Origin of the sequence: Pararhizobium sp. DWP1-1-3 (genome assembly GCF_049896125.1) — a bacterium.
Classification (GTDB): Bacteria; Pseudomonadota; Alphaproteobacteria; order Rhizobiales; family Rhizobiaceae; genus Pararhizobium.
The window spans coordinates 1-1,216 of the sequence record NZ_JAFCTR010000047.1; the positions used below are offsets into that span (position 1 = coordinate 1).

At 63.8% G+C, this 1,216-nt stretch carries 2 protein-coding genes; both read left to right on the plus strand.

Going from position 1 to position 1,216, the window contains the following annotated elements; genetic code table 11:
• Positions 1-21 precede the first annotated feature (21 nt).
• The gene (locus tag ACP7BS_RS29710; protein WP_426233503.1) at positions 22-510 is read left to right on the plus strand and encodes a twin-arginine translocation pathway signal; all 489 of its coding nucleotides are present in this window, start codon (positions 22-24) and stop codon (positions 508-510) included.
• Positions 511-525: 15 nt separating this feature from the next.
• On the plus strand, positions 526-1,128 hold the full coding sequence (locus ACP7BS_RS29715) for a ferric reductase-like transmembrane domain-containing protein (protein WP_426240921.1): 603 nt from the start codon (positions 526-528) through the stop codon (positions 1,126-1,128).
• Positions 1,129-1,216 lie beyond the last annotated feature (88 nt).

A 1,216-nucleotide genomic window follows, 5' to 3' on the forward strand; every position in this document is an offset into this window, starting at 1 on the left:
GAACTCGGGAAGGAGATCAGCATGTCTGACATCGATTTTGAGCGCCGAGCATTGCTTGCCGCTGGCGGTACCTTTGCATTGGCCGGGTTCACTGGCCTCGCGATGCCTGCTCGCGCCGCAGGTCTCGCCGCGACGCCGTCGATGCGCGGGGGCGCCAACAACTATGTGCCCGGCGCGAAGATTGTCGAGCGTATCGGCGGAGGCGGCTTCTGGATGTCCGGTACAGTGCGCCGCGCTGGAGACGGCGCCCCGCTACCGGGCCAGCGCATCCAGATCTGGGCCCATACGACCGAAGGCAGCGAGCGCGACTTGCGCAGCCACGGCGCTACTTTGACCGACGCCAATGGGGCGTTTCGGCTCGAAATGCCGCAGATCGTGCCGGCACTCGGTCAAGCACATGCGCACCTTGCCTATGACAGCGGGGAATTCGACACAGTGTTCCTTCGCCCCCTGCTGCCGAACCCGAAGGTCGCCAGCCTCGAGGCGCATTTCATCCTCCAGCCGGTCTGACCTGAACCGATGCGTATGGCCCGCGCACTGCTGATCTGGACCGGATTGGTGCTCGCGCTCCTCTTGCCCCTGACCTTTGCCGCGACGAGCGAATACCTAGCTTGGCGCGACCCGATCTATATAGCTGCCGGCTTGGCGGGCGTCATTGCTCTCTGCCTCCTTCTGGTGCAACCCCTCCTCGCGCGCGGATGGCTGCCCGGCCTGCACCTGCTGCTGGGCCGTCTTTTCCACCGTGCAGTAGGCGTGCTTTTGGTCGCGACCGTTGTTGTTCACGTCGCTTGCCTGTGGATCACCAGCCCTCCCGACATAGTCGACGCGCTACTGTTGCGCTCGCCAACACCGTTTTCTGTCTGGGGGGTGGCATCCATGTGGGCTCTCTTTGCAGCCGCGCTACTCTCTCTGTTGCGGCGGCGTCTCTCGCCGCGTTCCTGGCGCGTCGGCCACGCGAGCCTCGTCAGCATCGTAGTGCTTGGTGGTGCAGTCCACGCAATGTTGATCGAGGGCACGATGACCACAACGTCGAAGGCCGTGCTGTGCGGTCTCGCCATGACAGCAACCATGGCCGCGGTAGCGACCCCGTGGCTGCGTGCAAGAAGGCGCGCTCCAGGTAAGGAATGACCTTCTGGACCTCATGAGGACCGTCGTCGAATGGCGTTCGTTTCGTCACCACCCAACCCGGCGTATCCGAATTGCGGCCGAAACTTAC

Excerpts from the sequence above, each read along its gene's own strand:
- ACP7BS_RS29710 (WP_426233503.1), top strand. The coding sequence starts at position 22 with ATGTCTGACATCGATTTTGAGCGCCGAGCATTGCTTGCCGCTGGCGGT.
- ACP7BS_RS29715 (WP_426240921.1), top strand. The coding sequence starts at position 526 with ATGGCCCGCGCACTGCTGATCTGGACCGGATTGGTGCTCGCGCTCCTC.